This window comes from Microcoleus sp. OTE_8_concoct_300 (assembly GCF_031383065.1).
In the GTDB taxonomy this organism is placed as follows: domain Bacteria; phylum Cyanobacteriota; class Cyanobacteriia; order Cyanobacteriales; family Microcoleaceae; genus Microcoleus.
Genome location: NZ_JANMZH010000765.1, coordinates 1 through 16,901 on the forward strand (window position 1 = coordinate 1; position 16,901 = coordinate 16,901).

8 protein-coding genes are annotated in these 16,901 nt (G+C 47.7%); 2 read left to right on the forward strand and 6 right to left on the reverse strand.

Annotated elements, in window-relative coordinates:
- Positions 1-150: 150 nt before the first annotated feature.
- From ACUVJL_RS34115 to ACUVJL_RS34135, 5 genes are all read right to left on the reverse strand, one after another.
- On the reverse strand, positions 151-627 hold the full coding sequence (locus ACUVJL_RS34115) for a chemotaxis protein CheW (protein ID WP_445249882.1): 477 nt from the start codon (positions 625-627) through the stop codon (positions 151-153).
- A gap of 275 nt (positions 628-902) precedes the next feature.
- Entirely contained in the window at positions 903-3,752 is a 2,850-nt protein-coding gene (locus ACUVJL_RS34120) for a hybrid sensor histidine kinase/response regulator (RefSeq protein WP_445249883.1), read from the reverse strand.
- A gap of 563 nt (positions 3,753-4,315) precedes the next feature.
- Entirely contained in the window at positions 4,316-10,108 is a 5,793-nt protein-coding gene (locus ACUVJL_RS34125) for a PAS domain S-box protein (protein WP_445249884.1), read from the reverse strand.
- A 90-nt stretch (positions 10,109-10,198) separates the two neighbouring features.
- On the reverse strand, positions 10,199-10,699 hold the full coding sequence (locus tag ACUVJL_RS34130) for a chemotaxis protein CheW (RefSeq protein ID WP_445249885.1): 501 nt from the start codon (positions 10,697-10,699) through the stop codon (positions 10,199-10,201).
- 261 nt (positions 10,700-10,960) lie between these two features.
- Positions 10,961-11,326 (reverse strand): response regulator transcription factor, encoded by a 366-nt coding sequence (locus ACUVJL_RS34135; protein WP_445249886.1) that lies wholly within the window; start codon positions 11,324-11,326, stop codon positions 10,961-10,963.
- Positions 11,327-13,817: 2,491 nt separating this feature from the next.
- Between ACUVJL_RS34135 and ACUVJL_RS34140 the strand changes: the two genes are divergently transcribed.
- Positions 13,818-14,552, forward strand: coding sequence for a phosphoadenylyl-sulfate reductase (locus tag ACUVJL_RS34140; protein WP_445249887.1), 735 nt, complete (start codon positions 13,818-13,820; stop codon positions 14,550-14,552).
- A 212-nt stretch (positions 14,553-14,764) separates the two neighbouring features.
- Entirely contained in the window at positions 14,765-15,697 is a 933-nt protein-coding gene (locus ACUVJL_RS34145; protein WP_445249888.1) for a class II fructose-bisphosphate aldolase, read from the forward strand.
- A gap of 222 nt (positions 15,698-15,919) precedes the next feature.
- Here ACUVJL_RS34145 and ACUVJL_RS34150 read toward each other — a convergent pair whose 3' ends face one another.
- Positions 15,920-16,780: a Uma2 family endonuclease gene (locus tag ACUVJL_RS34150; protein WP_445249889.1), complete on the reverse strand. Its 861-nt coding sequence runs from the start codon at positions 16,778-16,780 to the stop codon at positions 15,920-15,922.
- Positions 16,781-16,901: the final 121 nt, after the last annotated feature.

The window sequence follows — 16,901 nt, forward strand, 5'->3', positions numbered from 1 at the left end:
CGATCATCTCTACCAGTTTCTCTGTCGCCAACTGTTTTAAGGTTTCACTGTTGAGTTTGGGTGGCAGGTGTTTTTTCATAATTGCTATATTCTACTTTCCCGTATCACAGTTGTCAATACCCACCACCTGAATCCTTACAACTGAACACCCTACATTGCGCTAAATAGATCCAAATTCAGATAAAATACTTCGGAACCGTCAGGTGCGCGAATTAACTTTTCTATGACCGGAGGCAGTTGCTGTTGACGGTACAATTCGGGAATTTCGCAGAAGCTTTCTTCGGAAATTTCCAAAATTTTTGGCATATCAGGAATGGGAAACCCCAACCGATCGCTCTTATTTAAAGTGCAAATAATCAGGTAGTTGCAGTCAACAATGCTCCGACTGCTGGGAAATATTTGGGATAAATTAATCAGGGTAATTAGTTCTTCTTGATGTCGCACTAAACTATTACCGCTAGGTAACAGACCGTAGGAATTAAAGTCTTTGACAATGCGTTCCACTCGTTCAATAGGAACAGCATAGTAAACATTTCCTAGTTCAAAGGAAACCAATTTTTTAGAAGAAAGTCTAACATAGCCTTGTTTCTTGCTCCGGAATCGGCGATTGTAATTGGCGTGAGTCATTGGATTTTAGATTTTAGATTTTAGATTTTAGATTTTTTGATTTTTGATTTTAGTAGGGTGCGCCAGGTCGCGCATTTTACCGCTATAATTGGCGTATCAAACCACTTTTAGATTTTAGATTTTAGATTTTAGATTTTTTGATTTTTGATTTTAGTAGGGTGCGCCAGGTCGCGCATTTTACCGCTATAATTGGCGTATCAAACCACTTTTTGCCTAAGTTGTGTTTGAGATTGGGAATTATTTGATGGGAGATGTGAGATTTTTGATGAGATTATTTAGTGTTTTATTAATTTGGGGATGGCTTGTAAAAGTTGGGCTTCGCTGTAAGGTTTGGTGAAGTATTGATTGGCGCCTAATTCCATTGCCATTTGCCGATGTTTTTCGCCGCTGCGGGATGTCAGCATGGCTACGGGAATATTAGCAAACCGATGGGTCCCTCTGATCGATCGCAACAATTCAAATCCATCCATCCGGGGCATTTCAATATCCACGATCGCCAAACTGCAATCAAGACCATTTTGCAACTTTTCCAGGGCATCCACGCCGTCTTTAGCCTGTACCACCCGGTAGCGAGCACGAGTCAGCGTCAGAGACAGCAACTGCCGAATTGTATAGGAATCGTCCACTACCAAAATCAGCGGTGACTGACTCCCACTCGGCGCCATCTCCTGCACTGTACCGGACACAGCGGCGCTAGAACTATTTGCCGAAGGTTGACCCACCAAATCGTCCACATCCAGAATAGTCACCACGCGCCCGTCCCCCAAAATCGTACTCCCCAAAACCCCACGAGGCTTGGATAGAGGCGGCGGCAAAGGTTTAACCACAATCTCCTGCTGGCCGATCAGCCGTTCCACAGCCACCGCCAGCATTCCTTCGGGAGAAGCCAAAACCAGGACGGGAATTTCCTCTAGGCTCAAAGGGTCAGGAGAGGGGGCATCCGGCGCGACGACGCTGTATTCGAGCAAATCTTGCATCCTCACCAAACGAATAAATTCCTGCCGCCACCACAGCATCGGCTGATTGCCGGCGATGTGAACTTCCGAGGCTTTAATGTGCAAAATTTCCTCTACTGCATCCAGCGGCACTGCTATTTTATTGTGATCGGTCTTCACCATCAATGCATCAGTAATCGACAGCAGCAGCGGCAGTTTGATGATAAAACTCGTACCTTTTCCCAGGCGAGAGTCAACCTTCACAGTCCCCCGCACAGTCCGCAAATTTGTTCGCACCACGTCGAGTCCGACTCCCCGCCCCGAAAGGTCGCTGACCCCTTCTGCAGTGCTGAAACCCGGCCAAAACAGAAAATCGTAGAGTTCGGCAATTGAAAATTCTTGAGCTTGTTCCTCCGTCGCCAAACCCTTTGTGACAATTTTACGGCGAATGATTTCCGGGTCAATGCCTTTGCCGTCATCGGTGACAGTAATAAGAGTCTGCCCGCCTTGGTGGCGGGCTTCTATTTCAATTTGACCGCTGGCGGGCTTGCCGATTGCTTGCCGAACTTCGGGCATTTCGATGCCGTGGTCAAAAGCGTTTCTCACTAAGTGTATTAAGGGGTCGCGCAAAGCGTCGAGCAAACTTTCGTCAATTTTGGTATCTCTTCCCAGTAGCAGCAGGTTGACATCTTTCTCGTATGTGAGGCACATATCCCGGAGGGCTCTGGGCAAGTGATCGACGGCGCGACTGAAACTTACGACTCGCAACTGCATGACGCGGCTGCGCAGTTGGTCGGTAATGCGGCGCAGTTGGTCGGTACTGCGCTCGAATTTCATGGCTAAGCTGTCTAATTTGGTGGCGGATTGAGAAATTGCTTGGGCAGTTTCGATGACTTCTGCGGCTGTCGAGTGGAACTCTGTATAACGATCCATCTCTAAGATATCGAAGTGACCATGGGGCACAGAGGATTTGCCGTTAGCAATCATTGGGAATTCTGTTTCTGCTGCTGCAAGTTTTCCCAATCCAGACGAACCGTTTCCCCCTCTCCAGTCTGCAAAACTCAGTCTGTCGTATTCTTCTCGCAACTGACCGCCGAATTGGTTCAAATCTAGGATACTGCGGCGGATGCGCTTGACTTCGCTGCGCAGTTCGGATTCTTGAAGTTCTAAATTTGTACGGTTGATGACTAATTCTCCGACTAGATTCACCAATTCATTTAAGCGTTCTAAGTCTACGCGGATTGTCGGCCTTTGCGGGTTGGGGACTGGGGGAGAGGGGGAGGGGGGGAGTCGGGGGGTGTGGGAGAGGGAGGGGGGAGTGGAGGAGTCGGGGGGTGTGGAGGAGTTGGGGGGTGTGGGGGAGTCGGGGGGTGTGGGGGAGTCGGGGGGCGTGGGGGAGGGCGAGATGGAGGGGATGTCGATCGCCCTTCCTTCCAACAGTTGTTGGCGTGCGGTTTGCAAGTTTTGGGCGATCGTCCAACCCTCGGATTGCAACCGTTCTAGAGTCAAGTCTGGAGAGTCGATCAAATCTCGGAGGGGTTCGGCGACTTTCCCAAAATCCGGCAATTGCAGCATTCCAGCCAAACCGGAGAGTTGATAGTAAACCTGGTTTAGGGCGGTCACGCTTTTTGCCAAATCTGCCTCAGAAGCTTGGGAAAGGTCGGTTTCGAGGCGATTGAAGAGTGGGAGCACATCGTGTTCAAAAATCAGTTTCAGGGTTTCCGGGGCGGGCGATTGGCTGGCTGCGGGGACTGGCGACTGTTCTGGCTTGCCGTACTTGGCCTCGAACTCAGCGAAAATTTGGGCGATCACCTCCAAGTTTTCCGTTTGATCGGGAGTTGTGACATCGGAGTGTTGAATTGATTCGAGGGCAATCTTTTTGAGAGCATCCACGCCTTGCAGCAAAACACTCACAGTAGTCGGTTCCAGGACCGACAAGTCTGTGCGATCGCGCAAAATGACAAAACAGTCCTCCAGCGTGTGAGCCGCCGCCGATACGTTTTGAAAGCCCAACATCGAACCCGCACCTTTAATCGAGTGAGCCGCCCGAAACATTTCTTTAACTGCCGCTTGTCGCTCTTTCAACCCTGCAGCTTCCATCGCCAGCAGGTTCGTCTCCATTAACTGGAGAAACTCTTCGCATTCTGCGGTAAAAGCATCTATTAACTCGTTTAAATCGTCATCATTCATATTAGTCTGTTGTCTGTTGACTGTTAACTGTTGTCTGTTAACTGTTGTCTGTTGACTGTTAACTGTTGTCTGTTGACTGTTAACTGTTGTCTGTTGGCAGTTTTTTTATATATGATGTCCCGTTATCAGAAAATTGGGTTGAAAACCCTGTCCTTGTAGGACGGCTTTTTTCCATTGTTAAGTAAAATAACAAATCCATCTTAACAAATGAATATGGTAGAATAACCAAATCAGACAAGATGTAAAAACCTACCCCCGGACTGGGGGAAAGTCTACGCCCAAAACATTTTTGAGGAGATATGACTACGCACCTATGTGCTCAGAGTAGTCAGCCTGGGAACCCTAGCGATAGGGATATTAAGACTGAAATGTCTTAAGAATCCCCGTGCCTTAAGGCCGAGGAGTGTCAATTAACTGTAATTGTTGCCAGGTGGGTTCACGATTATCTATAAATTCGCATTCAGGATATTTGTCAACCCGCCCCGACAACAACGATAGTTCTTAGTGAGTCGTATAACAGTCAACAGTTAACAGTCAACTGTCAACTGTCAACTGTCAACTGACTAACTGCGGAAATTCGCCACCGACTTTTGCAATTTGCTGACCGAACCAGACAGATCGTCCAAAGAAGCCTTGACATCCGCACCTTTTTGTGCGGTCGTATTAGCAATCTCGTTGACTTGCTGCATACTGTGAGAAACTTCCTCAGCCGAAACAGTTTGCTTCGCAGATGCGCGAGTAATATTCTGCACCAAAGCATTCATTTCGCGACTAACTTCGATGATGGCATTGAGGTGAGTTTTAGCTTCGCTTGCCAGCTTAGTGCCTTCGACTACCTCCAGCGTCCCCGATTCCATTGCCTTCATCACGCGGCTGATTTCTTCTTGAATTGTAGCGACAATTTCGGAGATTTCCTCAGTAGCGCCGGCCGATCTTTCTGCTAATTTCCGCACTTCTTCGGCGACAACTGCAAAGCCTAAACCTTGTTCGCCGGCTCGCGCCGCCTCAATAGTAGCATTCAGAGCTAATAAATTAGTTTGCGAAGCAAGTTGAGAAATCGAAGTCACAATTTTGCCAATTTGCTGCGAAGATTCGCCCAAACGCTTCATCATTTTTGAGGTAGAGGCGATCGTCACCCGGAGTCCGTTAATGCCTTCGACAGCTCGATCGACCGCCAGACCGCCCACTTCAGCCGTTTGAGAAGACTGCTGGGCCACCGTTTCGGCGCGCACCGAAACATCTCGCACGTCGCGGATCGAATTCACAATCCGCTCGATTTCCCGCATGATGGCAGATATTTTTGTGGCTTGAATTTCCGCCTGTTGAGTGAGTTGACTGGTATTGTTAATTGACTCGCCGGTGGCAGATGTTACCTGTTCGGCTAAAGTTTGAATTCCCGTTACCACCTTCCGCAGAGAACTGATTAAGAAGTTGAAAGAGTCGGCGACAGCACCTAAAACGTCGTTAGTCACTTCCGCCCTGACTGTCAAGTCGCCTTGAGCAGCGCCTTTAATTTCTCCCAACAATTTGAGGACTTGCTGCGTCAGAGAATCAGCTTCAGCTTTGCGTTCTGCTGCCAATTTTTCCAGTCGTTCTTCTGCCTCTTTGCGCTCGGTGATGTCAAAGCGAATGGCGATATATTTGACTATTTTGCCACTGGTATCAAAGATGGGGGAGATCGTCGAATCTACCCAGTAAAACGAGCCATCTTTGCGTCGGTTTTTGATTTCCCCTTTCCACACCAAACCGCGAGAAATTGTCACCCACATTTCTGTAAAAAATGATTTGGGATGGTAGCCCGAATTGATGAGGCTGTGGTTGTGGTGCAGGAGTTCTGCCAGGCTGTAACCGGATATTTCACTGAATCTGTCGTTGGCGTAGGTAATCATGCCTTGGACATCAGTTTCGCTGACGATCGCCGATTCGTCTAGGGCATTTTGCCGCGTTTTGAGTTCTTGCAGCAAGCGTTCCTGTGTCTCGGCCAACTGCTGCATTCGCTCCTGGGATGCTCTTTGTTCGGTGACGTTGCGGCAAACGACTACGCCGCCTTTAAGCGCCCCCGTTTCGTCTTTGAGCGGCCGGCCGTTAACTTTCACCCACACACCGTCAGGCTTGCCTGCGTGGCGGGTGAAAAGGTCTACGTCGTCAACAGCTTCTCCTCGAACCGTGCGCGCTAAAGGTATTTCGGCTGGGGGAAAGGGAGTTACGGTATCGGGCAAGAATAAACCGTATTTTTCCGACCATTCGTTCGGACGATATTCTGTCGCACCCATGCCAAAGATATCTTGGGCGGCGGGGTTGAACAAAATAAAATTGCTATTTTCGTCGGCAGCAATTATGCCGTCGCCAATGCTGTTTATTAGCAGTTGCAAGAGATTGCTTTGTTGGCGAAATTGCGCTTCGGAACTGGCTAATTGGGCTGTTGTTGTTTCCAGTTGCACCATCGCGTGTTTGCTTTCGGTAACGTCGCGAGCCACTGCATATATGAACTTTTGTTCGGCTTCAGGTCGCGCTTTCCACGACAGCCACTTGTAGGAACCGTCTTTGCAGCGGTAGCGATTTTCAAAAGCGATTGTTTCGACGCCGCTGGATAATTTGCCGGTTTCGGCTATGGTTTGTTCGTGATCGTCTGGATGGACGAAATTGAGAAAAGGTTGGTCTTCCAGTTCTTCTAGGGTGTAGCCGAGGGTTTTTACCCAAGCGGGATTGACGCGCTTGAAGTTGCCTTGAAAATCTGCAATACAAAGCAAGTCTAGGGAAAGGGTAAAAAATCGATCGCGCTCTATTTCTGCTTTTTTGCGATCGGTAATTTCGATCGCCACACTCCCGATACCGATGGGTTTGCCGTCAGATCCGGGCAAAGGAAAGTATGACGCCAGCCAATCTCGCACGACGCCCGGTTCGTGGAAGAGCGAGCCCGACACCTCAAAGTTTGACAACGGTTGGTTGGTGGCGAGAACCTGCTGCAACAGCGGGTCTAGGTTATCGCTCATTTCGGGTACAATTTCCCTCAGCGTCTTACCGAGGTGTTCGGCAACTGAGAGGCCGGTGGTTTCCGCTACTTTTTCGTTGACTTGCACGAAGCGCAACTGCTCGTCAAAAATACACATTGAGGTGGGGGCGGCTCTGAAAAATGCGTCAAAGCGACTTTGACGCAAAACTAATTCTCGTTCTAGGGCTTTGCGATCGCTGATGTCGCGGCCTTCTGGAATTAGCATCAAGACTTTGCCAGTGTGGTCTTTGATAGGTTTGATCGAGAAGTCAACGGTTGCTACTGCACCGCCGGCAACTAGCACGTCCACTTCGTAGCGGACTACCTCGCCGGCGGCTGCAGAGACGATCGCTTCTCGTATCTGTTGCTTGGTTTCTGGGGAAATCTGCCACCACAGGGTTTCCGAAAACGGAACGCCTATTATTTCTTCGCTCCGCAGGCCTGCGGCGGCGAGGGCTGTTTGGTTGGCTTCCAAAACGGTGCCGTCCGGTTTGAGCAGACCTATGAATTGGAACGATTGGTCGAAAATGGCTCGGAATAGTCTTTCGCGATCGCGCAGCATCTCTTCTGCCCGTTTGCGATCGCTGATGTCGCGAGTAACTGTTGCCAACCCGATCGGCTCGCCGGTTTCTGGGTTTTTGACGGTAAATATGGTGAAGTCAACCGGAATGTTTTCGCCGGTTTGAAAGTTCCTCAAGTGGAATTCACCCTGCCAAAAACCGTCTCGCACAGTAGGCGGCAGGATTTCTTCTTTGAAAAATTTAACATCTTCTGCTGAGAAGAACTCATAAACAGTTTTGCTTTTGACTTCTTCAATATTTGGCAATCCTACTAGTTTCATTCCAGCGACATTCAAGTATGTTGCCTCTCCCTCCAGGGTAGCCGTGCCGATAAAATCCGAGCTGCTTTCTACGATCGAAATCAATCTTTGCTTTTCGATTTCGGCTTGCTTGCGCTCCGTGATATCGTTGTTAGTTTCTAAAATTGCTTTCGGTTTTCCCTGTTCGTCTCGCTGCAAATTCCAGCGGCTGAATACGGTGATTTTGGTGTCATAATTGGTGGTGTGAATTATTTCTCCTTCCCAATAATCCTGCTCTTCTAACTGTGCCGAGATAGCTGCTAAAGGCTGGGGGAAAATGCTGTGCAATAGAGTATAAGTGCTTTTCCCCAAGGCTTCTTTTTTTGTCCAGCCGTACATCCGTTCGGCTCCCTGATTCCAATAATTAATCGTGCCGTCCATATCCCGAACGATCAAGGCGTCGCTGGCAAGGTCGAGCATGTGCAAGTTCTGCTGCAAGGCTTCTTCTGCGCGCTTGCGTTCTGTAATGTTGCGGGCGATCGTTGAGAGAAATTCAACTTCAGAATTCTCAGATTTGTGGGCAATAATTACTTGAGAAACTGGTATTTCTTCGCCGTCTAAACTCTGCCAAACTGTCTCGCCACTCCACACCCCGTCCCGGCAAGCTGCGGGGATACCGACGTTCACAATAGTGTCGATACTTTTGGGGGATGTCAGGTCAGAAACGTTGATTCCGGTTAAATCTGCGTGCTGGCCAACTCCCAACATTTCTCTGGCTGCGCGGTTGAGATAAATGGCGCGCTGTTGGGAGTCGGCCATGCCTACCCAGTCTGTTGTGGTTTCTAAAATTGCTTTGAAGCGCAATAGTTCTTGTTCAGATTGGCGGCGATCTGTGATGTCGCGCGCGACGCCGAGCATTCCTAAAATGTTGCCTTGTGCATCTTTGAGGGGTAATTTCTGGGTGTCGAAGGTGTGTACTTTGCCGTCGGCTAAGGTGCCTAAGTCGTTGGAGCCCGGCGCGAGGTGGTTCTGGGTGCGGAAGTTTTGGATTTGGTTCTGGGAATCGGTTTCGGCGTGGAAGTTGGGGAAGATTCGATCGACCGATATGCCGATTTCTGCGTCGTCTTTGCCGATAATTTCTGCTTGAGTTTTGCCGAAGACGGCGGCGAAACCTGCATTCACTAGGGTGTAGCGCAAGTTTCCATCTTTGACGAAGATGCAGTCTGGCGTAGCGTCAATGACTGTGCGCAGCAAGCTTTGGGAGGTTTGTGCTTCTGCGAGTGTGTGCCGCAGTTGTTCTTCCATTTGCACGCGCTGGGTGATATCTCTAATCGCGCAAACGAGAAATTTTTTACCGTCGGCATCTACAAAGGTAGATTTTTTGGCGGAGACAAAGCGGGTGTTTCCTGCTGGGTCTGTGATGGTTTTTTGGCTTTCGCTGCTGCTATTTGCCAAGAAAGCTAATTCGGCTTTTTCTCGCTCTGCCTCTGCTTCCTCTTTGGGCAAGAACTGGTTGTAGCCTTTGCCAATTAGTTCTTCTCTGCTGTGACCTATGTATTGACAAAACGCATCGTTTAATGTTATCCAGTGGTGCTGTTCGTCTTTGACGTAAATCGGGTCGGGGATGGTGTTGAGGATGTTGTTTAAGAATTGTTCTGAAGCTTTTAATTGCTCTTGGACTGCGGTGCGATCGAGAATTTCCTGTTCCAATTGTGCGTTAGTTTGCAGTAGCTGCTCGGTTCTTTCATTCACTCGCTGCTCTAGTTCTGCGGTTAGCTGCTGCAATGCCGCTTCTGCCTGTTTGCGCTTGGTAATTTCGCGGCCTTCGGCGAGGATTTGAAATACTTCTCCTGTTGCATTTAACAGCGGCTTAAACGACACGTCAATTACTTTCACATGGTTGTTGGAGTCGGTGATTTCGTATTCTTCCCGGACAAACTGGCCGGCCGAGACTTGTTTAATGTTTGTTTTTAGGCGCTGCTGGTTGGTTGGAGATGATGCCCACCCAGGTGTCAGCCAAAATTTCATTCCCAGCACTTCTGATGCTGGGAAATCGCCCAATTCTAGCGCTGTCTGATTTGCTTCGATCAGAGTACCGTCTGGCTCCAATAATGCGATCGCTTGAAAAGCTTGGTCGAAAATTGCCTGAAATCGCTGGGTAGTTTCGCTCAGCGCTTGTTCTGTTTCTTTTTTAGAGCTAAGGATTTGCTTGGAACCTACTAAGAAGCCATAGCGGTTGGACAAACTCAAAAAAGCGATCGCCGCAATTACAGTTATCCAATCGGACACAGTTTGCGCCATCAGAGAGTGCGGCAGTCCTAGGTATTCGGCGGCGTGGCCGCTGTAGCCGAAAGCGCAAGTCCAAAATATGCCTGCTGTGGCTGTGGCGAAGATGTCGAACCCGAATTGACGGTTTCGCCACAAACCTAAGCTGATTATCCAGGCGATGGCAAAGTAACACGCACAAATGATGACATTAGCAGCCCCAGCTACCAGCGATGAGGAGAAGTCAGGCAATGTCAGGGTGAAAGTCGTTGCGATCCAGGTATAGAGAAGTTCGATCATAAAATTAAGGATTGGCAAATCGGATACAAGCGATCGTTAGTTAAAATTATTGATGGAAAGCGATTGCAGACTTATCTGTATGGTAGATTTTTACCAGCGTTCGGAATGGGCGATCGCTTCTACATCGACAATCATTAGCAAGCGTCCTTCGGAATTGTAGAGACCTTTTAAGAATGGAGCTAACTCGGGACTGACATCTAGTGCTGAGACAATGCGATCCGGATTGAGAGGTAAAACTCCTTCGACGCGGGAGACGGCCAATCCCATCCGCATTCTCGACAATCTCACGTCTCGCGGATCGGGCGCTTCCAGCACTAAGATGCGGCTGCTTGGGTGGTAGATATCAACCGACTCAATGCCGGCAAACACTCCGAAGTCTGCTGCTGCTAAGATTTCGCCCCGCAAGTTGGTTAATCCCAGCAAAAATGGCAGGGTGTTGGGAACCGGGGAAATCGGTTGTTCCTTGAGGGAAAGGACTTCTCGCACTGCCTCTAATTCTATGGCGAACAGACTGCCTCCTTGACCGAACAGGAGAAATTGCTTTGTTCCACTTGTCTGATTCCCTGCCGCGGGGGGAGCCGTTGTGTTCATGGCTTATTTTTAGTTTCTAGTCTAGCTTACAAATTAGAGTTTTGCTTTGGGCGCGAAAGCCGATCGCTCGCGACGAGTTTTTCAGCATCAGTTTTTGGGAATTAAATGCTTCGGTTAAATAAATCCTAGGTTTGGCAAATAAGCAGGTAGCTATCATTAAACATAAAACTTTTAGGGGCATCAAAAACCCAGTTTCTTAAAAAAAACGGGGTTTGTGGGTATAATGTTTTTTGGGAAGCTGCCCATCACTTTATATTCTGTTTATGCCGAAAGCAGGCGCTGCACGATGTTGACGAGTTGCTGAGGTTCAAAGGGTTTGCTGACGTAAGCGTCGGCGCCTAAATCGGTTCCCCAAGCTTTATCGATCTCGGTGTTTTTATGAGTACAAAATACTACGGGCAAGTGTGCAGTTGCGCGATCGCCCCGCAATTCTCTGATCACTTCAAACCCGTTCATTCGCGGCATCACTACGTCTAAAACGACCAGGGAAGGACACACTTTTCGGATCAGGGCGATCGCCTCTTCGCCGTCGCCAGCCCGCATCACCTCCAGTCCCGCATCTTGAAGAATGCGGCAGATGATTTCTAGTTCGCTCTTGACATCGTCCACTACTAAAACTTTTGACATGATTCCACACTTCCTTGCTGTTGTTGACGGCCGACTATATTTATTCAGAAGCTGACGCGATCGGCGGCTGTGAGACTAGACCGCTTTGCGAACAAATAAATGTACTTCCAAATATAATATAGCCGATCGCATGGCTCAAGGTTGGCTGTCAGCGATAAAAAGCGATAACAATTTACTTCGCTCACGGAATCGCCCTGAATAAATTCATCGGTAATTGGTAATTGGCTTTCCTCAAACGAACAGCTATTACTATAACCATCGGTGGGAATAGAAAACCCGGATTTTTTAGGATATTTTTTTAGCTTTCTTCCGACTTATCTAGTTGTCATTGCTCGCGATGACGGAAACCACGTCAAACCCTGCAATTGCTTTCCTGCGGCTCGCGAAAGCTAACCCACCGCGAACAATGACCTCATCAATTAGCAATTAGCAATTAGCCATTCCCCATTATCAATTACCTGTTCCCCAAATTCAAGCTGCGATAATTACTCGCAAATTGCCCGGTTTTTTAGGAACCCGACAAGCGGTTGAGTAACCCGAGCGCTCAAATGAACAATCGAGCCAAGTTGAGCATACTATTAAGTTATTTAGCCAAAGTTTTTGAATCGATTCGGCCAGGGGAGAAGCGATAATTCGTAATTAATTTTCGGGAGCGTAAGCTGTTGAGCATTTAAATAGAATGTCAACAAACAATCTAAGTCTTGTGGGGTGGGCGTCTCGCCCGCCCTGAATATGCAATTTAAATGCGTGACAGCTTACTAAGCTGTTGCGGCATTTAAATTGTATGTCAAAAAAAATCAAAGTCTTGTGGGGTGGGCGTCCCGCCCGCGGAGAATATACAATTTAAATGCGCGACAGCTTATCCTAAATTTAACATCATTTGCAGCAGTTGAAAAATACTGCCAGGAGCGATCGCTCGGGCTGTGGCGCTCCTAGTGGCCAAAAAGTTCGGGGGCACCCTCCTAGGCTTGCAGCAATATCATGTCAAATCAGCCGTGAGCTACTTCTAGAGCTGATTCGATGCGGCGATCGCCATCCCAAAGCTGTCAAAGCGTTGTCCTGTGACCAGACAGAGCCTGTGTGGTAGCCTATGGGATTGTAGGCGGGAGATTTGGAGGATAGGGGGCCAATTCCCCAAGCGCCGAGTGGGCGATCGCGATCGACCACTCGGTTATAGGTGACTCCGCAGTAACTACAAATCTTTTTTCTCTAGTTAAATAGTATCTATAGCGGTTCTCAAGCGTGGTGAGGTATGGGGGAAAGTCCTAGGCCCATGCCCACGGAGGCCTATGCCCTATGCCCACGGAGGCCTATGCCCGCGAGAGCACCTCATGTTACTGAGAAAGGCTATAGCATTATTACTAAGAGTGGCTTCCCATTTTTTCAAAAGTTTAATTTTCTTGATTTTGTGACTCTCGACTTTGACATTAAATTTTGATGTAGAGCGCCTTGAGGTAATGCTTCCTTCTTTTCATCATATCATTTTTTTCGGCAGACTGCCAACAAACAGTTAAATTCATGGAAGAAACTTAACTTTTCTTAAAATAGGCAAAAAAAGTGAAACGGTAGGGCAAAAATCAGAATAAAATTGACCAAACTAATATAGTAACCGCCCAAACGGTGAGGGCGTTCTTAATTGCTGAAACATGAGCTGAAGATTGCAACTTCCTTGTTCCTCGTTCCTTCTTCCTTCCTTCAACATCTGCTATACCCCAGCTAAAACGATAATAGGACTCAGGCAGAAACCGGGTGTTTGCGTAAAATAACCGGGTTTATTGAGTGTTGTGTATAAGTTTGGGATAAGTAAACCCGCCGTGCGTTTAATTTGTCCTCGCACAGCTATCTGCTGTGGATTCCTAACTCTGTCAGTGCCTTGCGGAAATGGTGCTGGCTAAATTATTTAATCAGCGCAACGCAGAGCTAATTAAAATTATCTAGGGGGCTGTTACTACTGGTAGTGATGGAAAATTTCCCAGTTAATAGACAGCACGATGAATCGATTTGAGATTTGAGATTTGAGATTTGAGATTTGAAGAAAGCGCTCCCACTGATAAATGCGGGGGCTGGTGATGAGCATTCCGAGCTTTTTTCTCGCTTCACGGATGAATCAGTCGATTTGAGATTTGAGATTTGAGATTTGAGATTTGAGATTGAAGAAGTTTTTGAGATTGAAGAAAGCGACCTCACTGATAAACCCGGGGGGGCTGGCGATGAGGATTCAAAGCTTTTTTCTCGCTTCACGGATGAATCAGTCGATTTGAGATTTGAGATTTGAGATTTGAGATTGAAGAAGTTGAAGAGATTGAAGAAAGCGACCTCACTGATAAACCCGGGGGCTGGTGATGAGCATTCGGAGCTTTTTTCTCGCTTCAGGGATGAATCCGGGGGTTCCGGACTAAATTGCTTGGTTGTCAAATTCATCGGTGATAGAGAGACAGCGATCTGCTATAATAAAAGCCTAGAGGAAAAGAACACGCTCAGACCCGAAAATATGGTTGCCATCCAAAGAAATCTCAACATTGCCGCCCTAGAAGCAGAATACAGTCAAAAAACACCGCGAGAAATTCTCAAATTTGCCCTAGAAAACTTTGACAATATCTCAATTTCTTTCAGCGGGGCTGAAGATGTAGTTCTGATCGATATGGCCTCAAAAATTACCAAAAATTTCCGTGTTTTCACCCTCGACACCGGACGCTTGCACTCAGAAACCTATCAGTTTTTGGATCAAGTCAGAAAACATTACGGTATTAAATTAGAAGTAATGTTTCCCGATGCAGCCGAAGTACAAGCCCTAGTAGAAGAAAAGGGATTGTTTAGTTTTTATCAAGACGGTCACAAAGAATGCTGCGGTGTGCGGAAAGTCAAGCCGCTGCGCCGTAAACTGAATACTCTCGATGCTTGGATTACTGGTCAGCGGAAAGACCAAAGTCCCAGTACCCGCAACGGTATTCCGGTCATTGAAGTTGACAGTGCATTCTCAACTCCCGACCATGAATTAATTAAATTTAACCCCTTAGCAAACTGGTCTTCGGCAGAGGTTTGGGAATACATTCGCGCTTTGGATGTGCCTTACAACAAGTTGCACGAACGCGGTTTTGTCAGCATTGGTTGCGAACCTTGTACGAAGCCGGTATTGCCGAACCAACACGAACGCGAAGGTCGCTGGTGGTGGGAAGAAGCGACGGTAAAAGAGTGCGGTTTGCACGCTGGTAACGCACAAAAATAGTAAAGAGATTAGTCGTAGGGTGCGCAAGAATAAATGCGCATCACATAAATAGTAGGGTGCGCAAGACCGCGCACCTTACTCAAGAATAAAGGCGGAACACACAAATAGTAGCCTAAGAATTCGCAATTACAAGAAATAAAAATTAAGATAAGCTGGCAACCGAACTTTGATAGGATGATTAACATTCAGAAAAGTTTTTAAGCCAGGTACTTATGCTCGCCTCAACTAGCGAATTGCTGAACACGGCCCGGAGAAACGCTTATGCGATCGGCGCTTTTAACGTCTACAACCTCGAAGGAGTAAAAGCCGTCATCGATGCCGCCGAAGCGCTGCAAAGTCCTGCTATGCTGCAACTTCACCCCAGCGCCCTCAAATACGGAAAATCGCCTTTAGTCGCGCTTTGCATGGAAGCCGCACGCAAATCTTTAGTGCCGATCGCAGTACACTTAGATCACAGCACCTCAGAAAAAGACATTCATCTCGCCCTAGACGCCGGCATCAAATCAATTATGGCAGACGGTTCTCCTTTGCCCTACGAACAAAATTTAATATTTACTCGCGAAATGACTAAATTATCCCACGCTAACGGTGCGGTAGTTGAAGCAGAAATCGGCAGAATTAGCGGCACGGAAGACGGTTTGACAATCGAAGAAAAAGCCGCAAAAATGACAGATCCATTGGAAGCAGTAGAGTTTATCAAAGAAACTAAGGTGGATTTTTTAGCAGTAACAATTGGCAACGTTCACGGGAAATATTTCAGCGAACCAAAACTCGATTTCCCGCGTTTGGCAAAAATCCGCGCTTCTGTTCCAGTGCCGTTAGTGCTACACGGTGCTAGCGGTTTGCCGGAATCAATGATTAATCAATCTATTAAATTAGGAGTATCTAAATTTAATGTGAATACGGAAGTTCGCGAAGCTTATATGGACGTGTTAAAAACTAGCAGTTCTTTGTCAGATCCAGATTTGTTGGAAGTAATGGAAAAGGCGATCGATGCCATGGGATCGGTCATTTCTGACAAACTGCAACTTTTCGGTTCTGCCGGTAAAGCTTATTTGCATCAATCTCCCTACGCCTATGAATTGGCCGCAAAGAGTACCAGCGACAAACAAGCGGAAACCAATCAAGTTCTTATCAACTCTTAAAGCCTGTGTGTAGTAGACCTCTTGCAAAAATCCTTTTCATCAATTGATGGGACGGGCAAGATGCCCGTCCCACAAGAGTTATTTTTTCTTGTGGGATGGGCATCTTGCCCGTCCTATTTATTTTTGCAAGAGGTCTAGTGAGGACCCAGAGTCTTGTTTTGAAGTCAAAAAAAACTAAAGTCCTGACTGCGAACCAGTTTGTAGTCAGGACTTCCGTCCTCTCTAACCGTTTAAAAATCGATCGGGATCGATGCCAGATTCCCGCAGCCGCCGAATTAAAGACTGCAATTGAGCTTCCGCTTGTTGAGCCCTAGATTCCGCTGACTCGGCCCGCTGCCGTTGCTGTTCCGCTTCAGTCAGAATCCAATTGCCATCAACATCATACCAGCGCAACCACAGTCGATCGATTCCCTGAAACTCTCCTTGCCACAAACCCAAGCCCAAACTTAGGTCAGCAATCCACACTCGCGACTCGGGCAATTCTAATTCTTGATAGTGTCCGCCTTTCAATTCAAACACTCGCAATTTGTTAGTATAGCGACTGAAAACGGCATAAACAGGAACCCGCAAAATTTGCTCGTAAACCTCCCATTTTCTGGGCGGTTCCTCCTTCGTCTCGGCCTCCAAAACTTGCCCGTTACCCGCAGTGTTTTCCGACTGAGGTGGCAACTTTTCTTCATCGGTATTGTCGCCTAGATCTTCTTTTTCCGTTCCCGGCGAAAGTAGTTCTACAATTACAAAAGGATTCACGCCTTCCTGCCAAGTAACATAACTCATCCGCAGTTCGGATCGATCGTAAAGTCGGGGAACTCCCACAACTCCAAACCAATCCGGCCGCTTGTGCCACAGAGTGTGATGCACGTCATAATAAAGGTTCATGTCGGTGCCGCAAAATATCTCAGAAGCCGGATAATTCCGAGGTCGAAACGTCAGGGTCAACAACTGCGGCTGCAAATCGTGAAATTCGTCAGGCAAACCAGGTTCCTCCGGGTCTTCGCTGGGTAAATCGTACATCGTCGGCAGCGTTTCTCTGGGCGATCGCGGCGGATCGGTTTGCGGCACAGGATATTTAAAAGGCAACATATAATATTGAGAAATGACTGCATTTATGCTAACATCACGGGAGCATCCCAATGAGAGCTTTCACAGGAGTGCAAGCCCCAGAGCTAGAAGCGAGATATATCGGCTTTACTGTGCGGGACGG

Bases quoted from the DNA above. Each gene is read 5' to 3' on its own strand.
- ACUVJL_RS34115 (WP_445249882.1), bottom strand. From the start codon at position 627: ATGACTCACGCCAATTACAATCGCCGATTCCGGAGCAAGAAACAAGGC.
- ACUVJL_RS34120 (WP_445249883.1), bottom strand. From the start codon at position 3,752: ATGAATGATGACGATTTAAACGAGTTAATAGATGCTTTTACCGCAGAA.
- ACUVJL_RS34125 (WP_445249884.1), bottom strand. From the start codon at position 10,108: ATGATCGAACTTCTCTATACCTGGATCGCAACGACTTTCACCCTGACA.
- ACUVJL_RS34130 (WP_445249885.1), bottom strand. From the start codon at position 10,699: ATGAACACAACGGCTCCCCCCGCGGCAGGGAATCAGACAAGTGGAACA.
- ACUVJL_RS34135 (WP_445249886.1), bottom strand. From the start codon at position 11,326: ATGTCAAAAGTTTTAGTAGTGGACGATGTCAAGAGCGAACTAGAAATC.
- ACUVJL_RS34140 (WP_445249887.1), top strand. From the start codon at position 13,818: ATGGTTGCCATCCAAAGAAATCTCAACATTGCCGCCCTAGAAGCAGAA.
- ACUVJL_RS34145 (WP_445249888.1), top strand. From the start codon at position 14,765: ATGCTCGCCTCAACTAGCGAATTGCTGAACACGGCCCGGAGAAACGCT.
- ACUVJL_RS34150 (WP_445249889.1), bottom strand. From the start codon at position 16,780: ATGTTGCCTTTTAAATATCCTGTGCCGCAAACCGATCCGCCGCGATCG.